Source organism: Stenotrophomonas sp. SKA14, from assembly GCF_000158575.1.
In the GTDB taxonomy this organism is placed as follows: domain Bacteria; phylum Pseudomonadota; class Gammaproteobacteria; order Xanthomonadales; family Xanthomonadaceae; genus Stenotrophomonas; species Stenotrophomonas forensis.
Genome location: NZ_DS999412.1, coordinates 4574827 through 4590153, shown reverse-complemented (window position 1 = coordinate 4590153; position 15327 = coordinate 4574827). Strand labels below are relative to the sequence as shown.

15 protein-coding genes and 1 pseudogene are annotated in these 15327 nt (G+C 67.4%); 9 read left to right on the top strand and 7 right to left on the bottom strand.

The window, feature by feature from the left end; all coding sequences use genetic code 11:
- Positions 1 to 141: 141 nt before the first annotated feature.
- The 9 genes from SSKA14_RS21120 (at position 142) to SSKA14_RS21080 (ending at position 7462) form a co-directional block, all read left to right on the top strand.
- Entirely contained in the window at positions 142 to 537 is a 396-nt protein-coding gene (locus SSKA14_RS21120; protein WP_008268574.1) for a diacylglycerol kinase, read from the top strand.
- A gap of 33 nt (positions 538 to 570) precedes the next feature.
- Positions 571 to 1320, top strand: a complete 750-nt coding sequence (locus SSKA14_RS21115) for a TerC family protein (protein ID WP_008265253.1) — start codon at positions 571 to 573, stop codon at positions 1318 to 1320.
- A gap of 196 nt (positions 1321 to 1516) precedes the next feature.
- Positions 1517 to 2677, top strand: a complete 1161-nt coding sequence (locus tag SSKA14_RS21110) for an MFS transporter (protein ID WP_008264869.1) — start codon at positions 1517 to 1519, stop codon at positions 2675 to 2677.
- 555 nt (positions 2678 to 3232) lie between these two features.
- Positions 3233 to 3853 (top strand): LemA family protein, encoded by a 621-nt coding sequence (locus SSKA14_RS21105; protein ID WP_008266893.1) that lies wholly within the window; start codon positions 3233 to 3235, stop codon positions 3851 to 3853.
- Between the two features lie 3 nt (positions 3854 to 3856).
- Positions 3857 to 4741 carry a TPM domain-containing protein gene (locus tag SSKA14_RS21100; protein ID WP_008264852.1) on the top strand — a complete coding sequence of 295 codons (885 nt, stop codon included), beginning with the start codon at positions 3857 to 3859 and terminating at the stop codon, positions 4739 to 4741.
- Complete coding sequence (locus SSKA14_RS21095; RefSeq protein WP_008267016.1) at positions 4741 to 5235, top strand: TPM domain-containing protein; 495 nt, start codon at positions 4741 to 4743, stop codon at positions 5233 to 5235. The genes SSKA14_RS21100 and SSKA14_RS21095 overlap by 1 nt, the downstream gene beginning before the upstream one ends.
- Before the next feature lie 51 nt (positions 5236 to 5286).
- Positions 5287 to 6174 carry a prolipoprotein diacylglyceryl transferase gene (lgt, locus tag SSKA14_RS21090; RefSeq protein WP_008265021.1) on the top strand — a complete coding sequence of 296 codons (888 nt, stop codon included), beginning with the start codon at positions 5287 to 5289 and terminating at the stop codon, positions 6172 to 6174.
- Entirely contained in the window at positions 6171 to 6965 is a 795-nt protein-coding gene (locus tag SSKA14_RS21085) for a thymidylate synthase (protein ID WP_008266430.1), read from the top strand. Before lgt ends, SSKA14_RS21085 begins: the two co-directional genes overlap by 4 nt.
- Positions 6966 to 6970: 5 nt before the next feature.
- A complete protein-coding gene (locus SSKA14_RS21080; protein ID WP_040008828.1) occupies positions 6971 to 7462 on the top strand; it encodes a dihydrofolate reductase in 492 nt (163 codons plus the stop codon).
- Between the two features lie 77 nt (positions 7463 to 7539).
- Here SSKA14_RS21080 and SSKA14_RS21075 read toward each other — a convergent pair whose 3' ends face one another.
- The 7 genes and pseudogenes from SSKA14_RS21075 to lptD form a co-directional block, all read right to left on the bottom strand.
- Entirely contained in the window at positions 7540 to 8187 is a 648-nt protein-coding gene (locus SSKA14_RS21075; RefSeq protein ID WP_008264761.1) for a DUF1287 domain-containing protein, read from the bottom strand.
- A complete protein-coding gene (locus SSKA14_RS21070; RefSeq protein ID WP_008264848.1) occupies positions 8184 to 9203 on the bottom strand; it encodes a symmetrical bis(5'-nucleosyl)-tetraphosphatase in 1020 nt (339 codons plus the stop codon). Before SSKA14_RS21070 ends, SSKA14_RS21075 begins: the two co-directional genes overlap by 4 nt.
- 15 nt (positions 9204 to 9218) lie before the next feature.
- Positions 9219 to 9602, bottom strand: coding sequence for a Co2+/Mg2+ efflux protein ApaG (apaG, locus tag SSKA14_RS21065; RefSeq protein ID WP_008268668.1), 384 nt, complete (start codon positions 9600 to 9602; stop codon positions 9219 to 9221).
- A gap of 13 nt (positions 9603 to 9615) precedes the next feature.
- Positions 9616 to 10419, bottom strand: a complete 804-nt coding sequence (gene rsmA, locus SSKA14_RS21060; protein WP_008266336.1) for a 16S rRNA (adenine(1518)-N(6)/adenine(1519)-N(6))-dimethyltransferase RsmA — start codon at positions 10417 to 10419, stop codon at positions 9616 to 9618.
- Positions 10416 to 11396: a 4-hydroxythreonine-4-phosphate dehydrogenase PdxA gene (gene pdxA, locus SSKA14_RS21055; RefSeq protein ID WP_008268747.1), complete on the bottom strand. Its 981-nt coding sequence runs from the start codon at positions 11394 to 11396 to the stop codon at positions 10416 to 10418. Before pdxA ends, rsmA begins: the two co-directional genes overlap by 4 nt.
- An 18-nt stretch (positions 11397 to 11414) precedes the next feature.
- Positions 11415 to 12743 (bottom strand): annotated as a pseudogene (locus SSKA14_RS21050) (peptidylprolyl isomerase); the annotation flags it as partial.
- Complete coding sequence (lptD, locus tag SSKA14_RS21045) at positions 12740 to 15238, bottom strand: LPS-assembly protein LptD (protein ID WP_083797430.1); 2499 nt, start codon at positions 15236 to 15238, stop codon at positions 12740 to 12742. The gene lptD and the pseudogene SSKA14_RS21050, both read right to left, overlap by 4 nt.
- Positions 15239 to 15327: the final 89 nt, after the last annotated feature.

Sequence of the window (15327 nt, the reverse complement as noted above, 5' to 3'; positions counted from 1 at the left end):
CATTCGGCCGGGCCGCCGGGGGTATGGCTGGCGGCCTTGTGGCAAAATGGCCGCCATCTGCCTATTCCTGTGCACCCATGATTCCCTGCCGTGCGTCTGAGCGGTCGCTGCGCCGCGCTCCTGTTGCTGGATCTTCCTCCCGTGGCTGATCAGTTCGGCCACCTGCCGCGCGGCCCGCGCCGCATCTTCCAGGCCGCCCGCTGGTCCTGGCAGGGCCTTCGCGCCGCCTGGCTGCACGAGTCCTCGTTCCGGCTGGAGGTCTACCTGCTGATCGTGCTGACCCCGGTCGCGATCTGGCTGGGCCAGACCCCGGTCGAACGCGCGCTGATGATCGGCTCGATGCTGCTGGTGCTGGCGATGGAGCTGGCCAACTCGGCCATCGAGGCGGTGATCGAACGCTACGGCAGCGAAATCCACGAACTGGCCGGCCGCGCCAAGGACATGGGTTCGGCGGCGGTGTTCGTGCTGATGATGAACGTCCTGCTGTGCTGGGCGCTGGTCGTGGTTCCGCACGCGCTGGCCGGCAGCTACGGCTGAAACCCCATTCCCCCACTGCCTTGAAGAGTTTCCATGTCCTTTGAGTTCCTCGCCGACCCCAATGCCTGGGTGACCCTGTTCACCCTGAGTGCGCTGGAAATCGTGCTCGGCATCGACAACCTGGTGTTCATTTCCATCGCGGTCAGCAAGCTGCCGGAAGAGCGTCGCCCGTTCGCGCGCAAGCTCGGCATCGCCGTGGCGTGCATCACGCGTATCGCGCTGCTGGTGTCGCTGGCCTATCTGGCGCACATGGCGGCCAACCTGTTCACCGTGGCCGGCATGGGCATCTCCATCCGCGACCTGGTGCTGATCGTCGGTGGCCTGTTCCTGATCATCAAGGGCTTCATGGAGATCAAGGAACTGATCAGCGGCGGCGAGGATGAAGATCCCAGCACGACCAAGGCCTCGGCCGTGTTCGGCTACGTCATCGCGCAGATCGCGGTGATCGACATCGTGTTCTCGCTGGACTCGGTGATCACCGCCGTCGGCATCGCCGACCACATCCCGGTGATGGTCGCCGCCATCCTGCTGTCGGTGCTGGTGATGCTGCTGGCCGCCAACCCGCTGGGCCGCTTCATCGACGCCAACCCGACGGTGAAGATGCTGGCGCTGGCCTTCATCCTGCTGATCGGCGCAGTGCTGATCCTGGACGGCCTGGACGTGCACGTGCCCAAGCCCTACATCTACGCCGCGATGGGTTTCTCGGTGCTGGTGGAGTGGCTGAACCTGCTGATGCGCCGCCGCGCACGCGAACACCACGTGCCGGGCGCCGGCAACTGGTAAGCGCGTGATCCAGAACCCCCGGCACTGCCGGGGGTTCTGCGTTGCAGGGCTTGTCGGGACATACCCGGCGGAGCGCCACGCGTCATCTGTGAAGTGGGGGCAACAGTGTTTCCCCGCCGCGGGGCTTAATCCGGCAGGACGATGCGCGCAGGCTACGCGCTCTCTTCCCAAGGCCTGCCCCACGCAGGAACCCGCCATGAATTCCCGAGCCGCCCTGCTGGCCCTTGCCGTCGGCGCCTTCGCCATCGGTACCACCGAGTTTGCCCCGATGGGCCTGCTCCCGGTCATTGCCGACGGCGTCGGCGTGAACATCCCCACCGCCGGCATGCTGATCACGGCCTATGCCGTGGGCGTGATGCTGGGCGCGCCGGTGATGACCCTGCTGATGGGGCGCTTCGGCAGGCGCACCGCGCTGATGCTGCTGATGTCGATCTTCGTGGTTGGCAACCTGCTGTCGGCGCTGGCCCCGAATTACGGCCTGCTGTTGCTGTCGCGGCTGGTCACCAGCCTCAATCACGGCGCCTTCTTCGGCATCGGCGCGGTGGTTGCCGCCAGCCTGGTGCCGAAGGAAAAGCAGGCTGCCGCCGTGGCCACCATGTTCATGGGTCTGACCATCGCCAACATCGGCGGCGTGCCGCTGGCGACCTGGGTCGGCCAGCAGCTGGGCTGGCGGCTGTCCTTCGCCGGCACCGCGATGCTGGGCCTGGTCGCGATCACCGCGCTGGGCTTCGCGCTGCCGGCGTCGGCACCCGGGCCCCGTCCGGACGTGCGCCGGGAACTGAAGGCGATCCTGCAGCCGCAGGTGCTGCTGGCGATGGGCACCACGGTGCTCGGTGCCGGTGCGATGTTCACGCTGTACACCTACGTGGCGCCGGTGCTGACCGAGTTGACCGGTGCCTCCAACGCCTTCATTGCGATGTCGCTGGCGCTGATCGGCATCGGCTTCACCTTCGGCAACGGCATCGGCGGGCGCATGGCCGACTGGTCGCTGGATGGCGCCACCCGTATCCTGCTGGCGGTCCTTGCCGTGCTGATGTTCGTGTTGCCGCTGGCCTTCATGAGCCACGCCACGGCGGCGCTGGGTGTACTGCTGTTCGGCGCGGCGACCTTCGCGATCGTGCCGCCGCTGCAGATCCGGGTGATGGAGGCTGCCAGCGAGGCGCCGGGGCTGGCGTCGTCGATCAATGTCGGTGCGTTCAACCTGGGCAATGCGGTGGGTGCAGCGCTGGGTGGCGCGGTGATCAGCTCGGGGCTGGGATATGCGGCGGTGCCGGTGGCCGGTGGGTTGCTGGCGGCATCGGGGTTGCTGCTGGCGTGGCTGGGGCGTCCGCGCGCTGCGGTGGCCGAGGCTTGCTGAGGGGTATGGGGTTCCGGCAGGGCTTGCAGCCCTGCACCCGCTGCAATCAACAGCAACGGCAACGGCAACGGCAACGGCAACAGCTGGCATTCCGTGGGATGGCGGGGTGGGTCCGGTTGAGGGGGACGCCGTAAACCCATCCATGGGGGCTTGGTCGCGGCATCCATGCCGCTCACACCCCCTCAACCGGACCCACCCCGCCTTCGACAGTTTCCTGTGATCTGTTGGAACCTGCTGCTGATGGTGGGTGCCGACCGTTGGTCGGCACGAATGCCTGGAGCATGGGTTTTTGATTTTGATTTTTTCTTTTGATCTTCCCGCGGTGCGCAGGAAACCGTACGAGGCCGGGCGGGTGGGCGTGGCGGGGGTATCCGCGCCATGGATGGCGCGGCTAAGCCTCCAGGGACGGATTCACGGCGTCCCCCGCCATGCCCACGCGCCCGGACTACTCAGGCGATCCATGAGCATGTCCACCGCGGAGGGGGCGGCGCCCGATGGCCGACCTTCACCCGAACCATGGCATGCTCGGCGCCACGTCCACCCGGAACCTCCGCCATGCGCCTGTTCACTCGTATCCTGCCCCTGATGCTGCTGGCTTCCCTGCTCTCCGGCTGCGGCTACAACGCCATCCAGCAGAAGGATGAAGCGGTCAAGGCCAGCTGGTCGGAGGTCATCAACCAGTACAAGCGCCGCGCCGACCTGGTGCCCAACCTGGTGCAGACCGTGAAGGGCTTCGCCAGCCAGGAAGAGCGCGTGCTGACCGAAGTCACCAACGCCCGTTCGCGGGTCGGCCAGATCAACGTCAACGCCGATGACGAAGCCTCGCTCAAGCAGTTCCAGCAGGCCCAGGGCGAACTGGGTAGCGCGCTGTCGCGGCTGCTGGTGGTCACCGAGAACTATCCGCAGCTGAAGTCCGACCAGAACTTCCGCGACCTGCAGGCGCAGCTGGAAGGCACCGAGAACCGGGTCACCGTGGCCCGTGGCCGCTACATCCAGCAGGTGCAGGACTACAACACCTACATCCGCTCGTTCCCGCAGGTGATCACCGCCAAGATCTTCGGCTACAAGACCAAGCCGAACTTCACCGTGGACAACGAAGCGCAGATCTCCAGCGCGCCGGCGGTCGATTTCGGCAACGCGCCGCAGCAGCAGCCGGCACCACAGCCGGGCCACTGACCGATGCGCCTGGCCACTGCGCTGCTGGCCCTGCTGCTGTGGCTGCCGCTGGCGTCGCAAGCACAGCAGCTGGCGCCCATTCCTGCGCTGGATTCGCCGGTGGTGGACACCACCGGCACGCTGGATGCCACGCAGCAGCAGGCGCTGGTGCAGCAGGCCGTTGAGTTGCAGCAACGCAAGGGAAGCCAGCTGCAGGTGCTGGTGGTGCCCACGACCCAGCCGGAAGACATCGCGCAGTACACCACGCGCGTCTTCGACCAGTGGCAGATCGGCCGCAAGGGCGTGGATGACGGCGTGCTGCTGGTGGTGGCCAAGGATGACCGGCGTGTGCGCATCGAGCCCGGCTACGGCCTGGAGGGCGCGATTCCCGATGCCATCGCCAACCGGGTCATCCAGGAATACCTGGTGCCGCGCTTCCGCAGCGGTGACTATGCCGGTGGCATCACCGACGCTACCGGCGTGCTGGTCAAGCTGATCGATGGTGAGGACCTGCCGGCACCCGTCAGTGGCCAGCGTGGCGGCGAGCCCGACGGCGGTGGCGATACCTGGTTCCTCGCCCTGTTCATCGGCGTGTTTGCCGGCAGCATCCTGCGCGGGGTGTTCTCGCGCGTGCCGCGCCCGCTGCGTGGGCTGCTCGGCGGCGGCGGCGCGGCGCTGGCGGCGTTCCTGTTCACCTCCACGCTGCTGGCCAGCGGCCTGGCCGGCATCGTTGGCCTGATTGTCGCCATGCTCTCCGGGCACCCGGGCCGCTTTGCCGGCGGCGGTGGCTGGGGCGGTGGCAGCTGGGGCGGCGGAGGCGGCTTCGGTGGAGGCGGTGGCTTTGGCGGCGGCGGTTGGGGCGGCGGCGGTGGCCGTTCCGGCGGCGGCGGCGCATCGGGAGGCTGGTGATGATCCAACGTCTGTGCCGCCATCTGTTCTCGCCGTCGGTACGGCGCGCGTTCCCGCCTGCCACGCTGCAGGCGATCACCGAGGCCATCGCGGCAGGCGAGCAGCGCCACGGTGGCCAGGTGATGTTCGCGGTGGAGGCCGACCTGCCGCTGGACGCGCTGTGGCGGCGGGTCACCCCGCGCCAGGCCGCCGAACATGCCTTCGCCCGCCTGCGCACCTGGGATACCACCCACAACAACGGCGTGCTGATCTACCTGCTGCTGGCCGACCACGCGATCGAGATCGTCGCCGACCGTGGCCTGCACGGCAGGATCAGTCCGGCGCAATGGCAGCGGGTCTGCACCCATCTACGCGAGGGCCTGCGCGGCCCGAACCCGGTCGAGGCGCTGCGCGGCGCCATCGAAGAGGTCTCGACCCTGGTGGAAGGGCACTTTCCGGCCGCGACGCGGTCAGACGATGACGGCCTGCCCAACACCCCGCAGCTCCTTGGTTGAGCCGGGGCGGCACTGGCCCGAGAATAGGCGTTCAACCGCAAGGCACCTTCCATGATCTATTTCCACGACATCGACCCCATCGCCCTCTCGCTGGGGCCGATCAAGGTGCATTGGTACGGCATCATGTACCTGCTCGGCTTCACCGCGGCCTGGCTGCTGGGCCGCAAGCGCATCGCCGACGGGCGCCTGCCGGGCGTCGATGCCAACGGCTTCTCCGACCTGCTGTTCTACGCCATGCTCGGCGTGGTGCTGGGCGGGCGCATCGGCTACATGCTGTTCTACGCGCTGGGCGATTTCCTGCACAACCCGCTGCTGCTGTTCAAGGTCTGGGATGGCGGCATGAGCTTCCATGGCGGCCTGCTGGGCGTGCTCGGCGCCTGCTGGTGGTGGTCGCGCAAGCACACGCTGCACTTCTTCGACACCATGGATTTCATGGCGCCGCTGGTGCCGCTGGGCCTGGGCTTCGGCCGCATCGGCAACTTCATCGGTGCCGAACTGTGGGGCAAGTACACCGACGGCAGCTGGGGCGTGGTGTTCCCGTCCGGCCTGCCGGCGCCGCTGAACCAGCTGGACCACGCGACCCTGCAGGCGCAATTTGCAACCGGTGCGCTGAACCAGTTCGCCCGCCATCCCTCCCAGCTGTATGAAGCCTTCCTGGAGGGCCTGGTGATGTTCGTGGTGCTGTGGACGGTGTCGGCCAAGCCGCGTCATCGCTATCTGGTCGGTGGCCTGTTCGCGCTGATGTACGGCCTGTTCCGCTTCGCCGTCGAGTTCGTGCGCATGCCGGACAACGGCGTCTACGTGGCCTTCGATTGGCTGACCCGTGGCCAGATCCTCAGCCTGCCGCTGATCGCCTTCGGCCTGGTGCTGCTGGCGATGTCGCGCCGCGCGCCGGTGCTGCAGCCGCAGCCGATGGTGGCCGCCGAGGGCAAGGCATGAAGCCCTACCTGGACCTGCTCTCGCATGTGCTTGAGCACGGCGCCGAAAAGAGCGATCGCACCGGTACCGGCACCCGCAGCGTGTTCGGCTGGCAGATGCGCTTCAACCTCAACGACGGCTTCCCGCTGGTCACCACCAAGAAGCTGCACCTGCGCTCGATCATCCACGAGCTGCTGTGGTTCCTGAAGGGCGATACCAACATCGGCTACCTGAAGGACAACCAGGTGCGGATCTGGGACGAGTGGGCCGATGAGAACGGCGACCTCGGCCCGGTGTACGGCAAGCAGTGGCGCAGCTGGGCCACTGCCGATGGCGGTGCGATCGACCAGATGCAGTGGCTGGTGGACGAGATCAAGCGCAACCCCGATTCGCGCCGGCTGGTGGTCAGTGCCTGGAATGTGGGTGAGCTGTCGCAGATGGCGCTGATGCCGTGCCACAACCTGTTCCAGTTCTACGTGGTGGACGGCAAGCTCAGCTGCCAGCTGTACCAGCGCAGCGGCGACATCTTCCTCGGCGTGCCGTTCAACATCGCCAGCTACGCACTGCTGACCCACATGGTGGCGCAGGCCACCGGCCTGGGCGTGGGCGACTTCGTGCATACGCTGGGTGACGCGCACCTGTACTCGAACCACTTCGAGCAGGCCCGCGAGCAGCTGTCACGTGAACCGCGCGCGCTGCCCAAGCTGTGGTTGAACCCGGACGTGACCGACCTGTTCGGCTTCCAGTTCGACGACATCCGCATCGACGGCTACGACCCGCATCCGGCGATCAAGGCACCGGTGGCGGTGTGAGCGCGATGAAGCTGTCGATGATCGTCGCGCTGGACCGCAACCGCGGCATCGGCCAGGGCAATGCGATGCCCTGGCACCTGCCGGATGACTTCAAGCACTTCAAGGCGCTGACCCTCGGCAAGCCGATCCTGATGGGGCGCAAGACCGCCGAATCGATCGGCCGCGTGCTGCCGGGGCGGACCAACCTGGTGCTGACCCGCAGCGGCCAGGTGCCATTTGAAGGCATGCGCGCGGTGGCGTCGCTGGACGAGGCCAAGGCGATTGCCGAAGGCGAGGGCGCGAACGAGCTGTGCATCATCGGGGGTGGCGAGATATTCCATCAGCTGCTCGACCAGGCCAGTGACCTGTACCTGACCTGGGTCGATGCCGAAGTGCCGGCCGACACCCACTTCCCCGAAGTGGATGCGCGCGACTGGCAGGAAGTGAGCAGTGAACCGCACCCGGCTGACGAACGACACGCCTACGCGTTCCGCTTCGTGCATTACGTGCGCCGCTGATCGCAACGCATCTGTAGAGTCGAGCTTGCTCGACTGCTCTTGGTGGATACACAGGGCATAGTCGAGCAAGCTCGACTCTACGGCCCGGGCATCCGGTAATGCCCGATGATCGCGTGCTGGAACAGCAGGTTCTCTTCGCGCGTGCCGCGCGCGATGTTGTGCAGTATCAGCGGGGTGCCATCGGCCAGCCGCCGGTCGGAGACGATACCGACGTGCAGCAGGCCATTGCCGTTGAGCTTCCACGCGACGATGTCGCCCGCCGCATAGTCGATGGCGAGGGCGGTGACCGGTTGCTGCCAACCCTGCCGCTCGAACCAGCGCATCAGGTTGGGTACGCGGCGATGATCGATGTTGCGATCCGGCCGTGACAGGCCCCAGATGGCGGGATAGGCGCCGAAGTCGCTGCGCATGTCCTCATGCACGCGTGCCTGCAGGTCCAGTCCCAGATCGCGCAGAGCGCGCACCACCACGTCGGTGCAGACACCGCGATCGCGCGCGACGTCACCACCGGGATAGGCGAGCACCTGGTAGGCCGGATCGTAGCGGACGGTGACGCCGATCTGCGAGCGCGCGGCGGCCACCAGTGGTGGTGAAGGCGCCGGCGTGGCTGCGGCGTCCTGCGCGGCCGTGGGAGCAGGAGGCGAACCGGGCTGGCAGCCGCTGGCCAGCGCCAGCGCCAGCGTCAGCAGCAGCACCGTCCATGGTGCCGGGCCCGGTCGCATCATGCCTGCGGCGGGGCGCCGTTGTTGCCTGGGCCTGCAGAGCCACCACCACCACCACCACGACGGCGACGACGGCGCGGGCCGCGGGTGCCCGGGTTACCAGCGGGTGTGCCACCGCCCTGTTCCTTGCCCTGTGCCGAAGTGGCAGGACGCTCGTGTGCCGGTCGCGCCGGAGGGCGGGCGTTGGCAACGGGGGCCGGCACATCGCGGCCCGGCACCTGCACCACGCGCAGCTCATCGGTATCGAGCTGCAGCGCGGTCAACTTCCCGCCCCAGACCGCACCGGTGTCGATGGCGTGCACGCCCTGGGTGATGGTCAGGCCCAGCGCGGACCAGTGGCCGCAGACGACCTTCAGGTCGCGCTCGACCCGGCCCGGCACTTCGAACCAGGGATACAACCCCTGTTCCTGGGTGCCCGGCGTGCCCTTGTCCTCGATGCCGATGCGCCCACGCGGGGTGCAGTAGCGCATGCGGGTCAGCACGTTGATGATCGCGCGTGAGCGGTCATAGCCGGACAGGTTGGGTGCCCAGCTGGGCTTGTCGCCGTACATGTTGCGGAACAGCTTGCGGTAGCCGGCGCCGTGCAACTGCGCCTCGACTTCGGCCGCATGTTTTTCGGCCATCTGCGTGGTCCACTTCGGCGCCAGGCCGGCGTGCACCATCATCCAGCCCAGCTCGCGATCCACGTGCACCAGCTTCTGCAGGCGCAGCCATTCGAGCAGTTCGTCGCGGTCCTCGGCCTGCACGATGCGCAGCAGGTCCGGGTTGACCTTGCGCTGCTCCTCTTCGGTGCGCGCACCGACGGCCAGCAGCGAAAGATCATGGTTGCCCAGCACCACCACGCTGTGCTCGCGCAGCGAGTGCACCAGCCGCAGCGTTTCCAGTGACTGGCCACCGCGGTTGACCAGATCGCCGCAGAACCACAGGGTGTCCTGCGCCGGGTCGAAGCGGATCTTCTCCAGCAGTCGCTGGGTGACGTCATAGCAGCCCTGCAGGTCGCCGATCGCCCACACACTCATCGTTCGGCCTCCTTGTCAGTGCAGGGTACGCGGGACGGCCAGCACGAACGGTGCGACCGGCGCGGCGAATTCGGTGCCATCGTCGGCAACCATGTCGTAGTGCCCCTGCATGGTGCCGTGATCGGTCCCCAGCATGACACCGGAGGTGTAACGGAAGTCTTCACCGGGGCGCAGCCGCGGCTGCTCGCCGATCACCCCGTCGCCATCGACATGCTCGACGCGACCATTGGCATCGGTGATGCGCCAATGGCGTGCGACCAGGCGTGCGGCCACCCGTCCCTGGTTGTGGATGCGGATCGTATAGGCGAACGCAAAGCGACCGTCTTCCGGTGCGGATTGATCGTCGAGGAAGCGCGGCGCGACTTCGACGGAGATGGCATAAACGTCAGCGTCTTCCATACCGGCAGTGTAATCAGGAGGCATTGGCCAGAGCGACGAATTCGGCCACGTCCAGCTGTTCGGCGCGGGCATCGGGACGCACGCCGGCGGCGATGAACTGCTCGGCGGACACCACGTTGTTGAGCGCATTGCGCAGGGTCTTGCGGCGCTGCCCGAAGGCGGCCTTGACCACCTCGGCAAAGCGCTTGTGATCGTTGATGCCGATGCTGGCCGGATCGCGCGGCACCAGCCGTACCACGGCCGAATCGACCTTCGGCGGTGGCCGGAAGGCGCCTGGCGGCACCACGAACAGCGAGGTCACCTGGCAGTACGCCTGCAGCATCACGCTGAGGCGGCCATAGACCTTGCTGCCGGGGCCGGCGGCCATGCGGTCGACCACTTCCTTCTGCAGCATGAAGTGCATGTCGCGGACGACGGCGGCATGTTCCAGCGCATGGAACAGGATCGGCGAGGAGATGTTGTAGGGCAGGTTGCCGACCAGGCGGATCGGCTGGCCGGCAGCCAACTCGGTGAAGTCCACGCGCAGCACGTCGCGATGGACGATGGTCAGCTCGCCCAGCGGCTCGGCGGCGGCGGTCAGTGGCGCGATCAGGTCGCGGTCGAACTCGATCACCGTGAGCTTCGGATGCACGCGCAGCAGCGGCAGCGTGATCGCGCCCTGGCCGGGACCGATCTCGACCAGGCGGTCGCCGTCTTTCGGGTTGACCGCCATCACGATCTTGTCAATGTAGTGGCGATCGGCCAGGAAATGCTGGCCAAGCTGCTTCTTGGCCGGGGCGGTGAACACCGGGCCGGAGGGGGAATGCGGGGAATTCATGCGCTCAGTGTACGTTGCCACGCCAGCTGCGCACACAGCGTCGTTGCCGCCTGCAGGCTGGAGGGATCGGCGATGCCGCGACCGGCCAGATCCAGCGCGGTGCCATGGTCCACCGCCACACGCGGATAGGGCAGGCCCAGGGTCAGGTTCACTGCCTGTTCGAAGCCCGAGTACTTCAGCACCGGCAGGCCCTGGTCGTGGTACATCGCCAGCACGGTGTCGAAGCCGGCCAGCTTGGCCGGCAGGAAGGCGGTGTCGGCCGGCAGCGGCCCGACCAGGTCCATGCCTTCGGCGCGCAGGCGCTGCAGCAGCGGAATCACCAGGTCCAGTTCCTCGCGGCCCAGGTGGCCGTCTTCACCGGCGTGCGGGTTCAGGCCGAGCACGGCAATGCGCGGTGCAGGCACGGCGAACTCGCGCCGCAGCGCGGCATGCACGGTGCGCAGGGTGTGCTCCAGGCCCGGTGCGGTGATCGCATCGGCCACCTCGCGCAGCGGCAGGTGGGTGGTGGCCAGGGCTACGCGCACGATGTGGTTGGCCAGCATCATCACCACCTTCACCCCGGCCTGGTCGGCCAGCAGTTCGGTGGTGCCGCTGTAGGCGATGCCGCCTTCGTTGATGACCGCCTTGTGCACCGGGCCGGTGACCACGCCGTGCAGCTCCCCGCTGAGGCAGGCCTGGCCAGCGCCGAGAAGCGCGTCGATGACCGCCCGGGCGTTGGCCGGATCGGCCTGGCCAAACCGGCTGGGCACGGCATTGGCGACCACGCGCAGGCGCAGATCACCCGGGACGCGCGCTTCGGCGTCCTCGGGCAGCAGTTGCAGGGGCAGGTTCAGCGCGGCTGCAGCCGCGCGCAGCGTGTCCGGGTCGGCGAAGGCCAGCAGCCGGCTGTCTTCACGCGGCTGCTGGGCAAGTCGGACACACAGTTCCGGGCCGATCCCGGCGGGCTCGCCCGGTACCAGAGCGAGCTCGGGGCGCATCGGTCAGGACTGCGGCGGGGTGGCGGTGTTTTCCGCGCGGTCGCCGCTGCGGAAGCTGACGTAGGCTTCGCCACGCAGTTCCTGCAGGAAGCGGTTGTACTCGTCTTCCAGCTTGCGGCGGCCGATGGTCTCGCGGACCTGGGCACGCTGGTTGTCGTTGGTCACGTCGGTCTGGCGGGTGGCCACGCGCTGCACGATGTGCCAACCGGCATCGGTACGGAACGGCTGGCTGACGCCACCATCCTGGAGGCCGGAGACCTGCTGGCCGAACGCCGGACCGAACGCATCGGCCGGGAACCAGCCCAGATCGCCGCCCTGGCCCTTGCTGTTGTTGTCCTCGGAGGACTCCTTGGCCACGGTCTCGAAGTCCGCGCCACCAGCGATGCGGGCACGCAGGGTATCGATCTTGGCCTTGGCGGCCGCGTCGGTCTGGTGGTCGTCCACGCGTACCAGGATGTGGCGGCCGTGGTACTCGGTGACCGTATTCGCACCGGCCGTGGCACTGGCATCACGCACGTCCACCAGCTTCAGCAGCTGGAAGCCGCTCGGGCCACGGATCGGGCCGACCACTTCACCGGGCTTCATCTTTTCCATCATCTGCGCGAAGGCCTGCGGAATTTCATCCAGGCTGCGCCAGCCCAGGTCGCCGCCTTCCAGCGCGTTGGGGCTGTCCGAATAGCGGACGGCGGCGGCGTTGAAGTCCAGCTCGCCCTTGTCCAGCAGGGCCTTCACACCGTCGGCCTTCTTCTGGCCGGTGGCGATCTGGTCGGCGTTGGCGCCGTCGGGCAGGGCCACCAGGATGTGCGCGAGGTGGTACTGGTTGCCCACCGTGGCCTGCTGCTTCAGCGCGGCATCGACTTCGCCCTCGCTGACGCTGATGCGGCTCTGCGCGAAGCTCTGGCGCAGGCGTTGCACGGTGATCTCGTCGCGCACCGACGCCCGGAAGTCGTTGAAGTCGATACCGTCATGGGCCAGGCGCTGGCGCAGGGCGTCCAGTGTCGAGCCGTTCTGCTGGGCGATGGCATTCATCGCCTGGTTCAGCTCCTGGTCGCCGACCCGGATGCCGCTGCTCTGGGCGCGGGCGACCTGCAGCTTGACCAGCACCAGGCGCTCGAGCACCTGGCGGCTGAGCACGTCTTCCGGCGGCAGCTGGTTCTCGCGGCCGGCGTACTGCGCCTTGATGTTGGCGATCGCGCGCTGGAGCTCGCTCTGCAGGATCACGTCCTCATCGACGACGGCGGCGATGCGGTCAAGCGGCTGCGCCTCCTGGGCAAGCACCTGCAGGGGGGCGGACACGCTGGACACCGCCAGCAGCGAGGCGAGAAGAACGGGGAAGCGCTTGGTCATGGGATCAGATTCGGATCGTAGTCATCCCGGGTCGCCCCGGTGTTGCTGGGCGGCACGAGATAGAGGTCGTCGCGGTTGTAGCCGAGGATAGCACGGCGCAGGGTACGGTCCGTGTCCTGGCCGATGGAGCTCAGGCCCTTGAGCACGAACTCAAGCTGGATGGCATTGTTCATGTCGCCTTCGCGGTTGCGCACGTAGCGGCGGGCCACGGCGCGCACGGCCAGGCAGCAGCTGTCCCACTGCACGCCGGCGATGATTTCCAGCGGTTCCTTGTCCTGCAGGGAGTAGTAGTAGCGGCCCACCAGGCTCCAGCGCGCATTCAGCGGGTACAGGAACGACAGGTCGGCCTGCTCCAGCAGGGTCCGGTCATGCTTGTTGGCGCTGGCCGGGGCACCGGCATTGATGCGATAGCGGTAACTGAGGTTGACCACGCCGTCGTTGGGCATCAGGTAGCGGGCGCGGACGCTGGCCAGATCCTCGCGCTTGTACTTCGGGTCCCACTGGTAGGTGGCGCCCAGGGTCCAGCGGTCGTTGATCATGTAGTTGCCGTCGGCGATCCAGGCCGACTTGCCCTTTTCGACCGGCGCGCCGCCCGGAAGCGTCACCCGCGACTCGTCGAAGTACTGGATCTGGCCGATGGCTGCCGAGAACCGTTCCTTGCCGGTGGTCTGGTCGATGAAGCGGGTGCCCAGGGCCAGGGTCAGCTGGTTGGCATCGTTCTGGCGATCGGCGCCGGTATAGCGCGAATCGCGGAACAGCTGGCCCCAGCTGAAGGTGAAGTCACGGGTATCGAAGATCGGCAGCTCGTCCTGGTTGCGGTACGGCGTGCGCAGGTAGAACAGGCGCGGTTCCAGGGTCTGCAGGAACGACTTGCCACCGATTCTGGTCTCGCGATCGAAGAACAGGCCGGCATCGAGGCTGGCGATCGGCAGGCTGCGGCTGGGCGAGGTGTTGCCACGCAGCTGTTCCGGCGTGGCGGCGTTCGGATCGATGCCTTGCGACCGCAGGATCTGCCCACGGATGCCATTGACGCCGTCCACCAGGCTGCGGTCCAGCTGGTAAGCGGTGTAGCGATAGGCCAGGGTGGGGGTGACATACCAGGCCGCGCCGCTGATCGGGAACGACACGTACGGCTTCACGTCCAGGCGCGAGCCACCGCTGACGCCCACGCCGGATCGCTGCTGGAGGCCATTGCGCGTGTACTGCAGGTCCGGGCCGGCACTGGCGTCGTACTTGTAGTTGATGTCGTCGTGGGTGAACCGCACCGCTTCGGCGTAGACGCCCGCGTCCAGCCACGGCAGCACCGGCTTGTCCCAGTTGAGGAACAGGCGCGGCTGACGGTTGTAGGGCAGGGCGCTCTCGTTGAGGGTGTAGTCGGTCAGCTGCCAGCGGTCGGCCATGATTCCGGCCGTCCAGTTCTGGCCGGTGCCATACAGGCCCACGGTGCTCTGCAGGTTCGACGCCGTCACGCCGACAAGACGGTTGGCGAAGTCCTCGACATAGCGCTCGTCGCTGACCCAGGCCAGGTTGGCGCGGGCCTGCCAGTGGTCATCCAGGTTGTGATACCCGGTGAACATCACCCGGCCGCGGTCGCGGTCGCGCAGCTTGTCGTTGGGGATGAACGCGGTCAGCAGCTCGCCACGGCCGCCGTTGTAGAGGTAGCGGAACTCGTTGTCGAGCAGCAGCCCGCGCCGGCTCATGTAGCGCGGCGTCAACGTATCGTCGTAGTTCGGCGCCAGATTGAAATAGATCGGCTGCGCGTAGTCGAAACCGTTGCGGCCGGACATGCCCAGCTGCGGGAACAGCAGGCCGGTCTTGCGGCGGTCATCGATCGGGAACTTGAAGTACGGCGCCCACAGGACCGGCACGTTGCCGATCCGCAGCACGGCGTTGCGGGCCGTGCCGAAGCCCTCGTCGTTGTCCACCTCGATCTGCGGCGCGGACAGCTTCCAGACCGGCTGCGAAGGATCACAGGTGGTGTAGGTCGAGCGGTGCATCTGCCCGACCGCGCCCTGCAGGTCGACCGACTCGGCATCGCCGTTGCCACGGCGCGACACCAGCTGGTACTTGATGTCGGAAATCTTGTGGGTGTCGCTTTCCTGGTTGCCTTCGGCACGCTTGGCGATCATCCGGATCGACCCGTCCTGGTAGCGGACATTGCCGTCGGCGATGTAGTTGCCGGTCTCGGTATCGAAGCTGAGCTTGTCGGTGCCGACGAACTGATCACCGCGGCGCAGCGCCACGTTGCCCTCGTACTGCGGCACGGTGGTGGTACCCAGCAGCTGGTCGCCCTCGATGTCGGTCGACTGCTGCTCGCGGGCGGCAGCGGCGGCGGCCTTGTCCTGGCCGGGGACCGGGGTGGGGGCGTCGGTGAACGCGGGAATCACGTCGGTGGCCGGGCACAGGCCCCAGTTGAGCGGCTTGTCGTCGGCCATTGCCGGCAGGCTGATGGCGATGCTCAGAGGCAGGGGAAGCAGTCGGAGGGCTCGGCGCACGCGGTTCGGATTCGGGCGAAAACGGACGGTAGCTTGCCCCATCCCTTGCATAGGGGCAATGAAGGGCGGTGGAGACTGCCGGTTCGGGT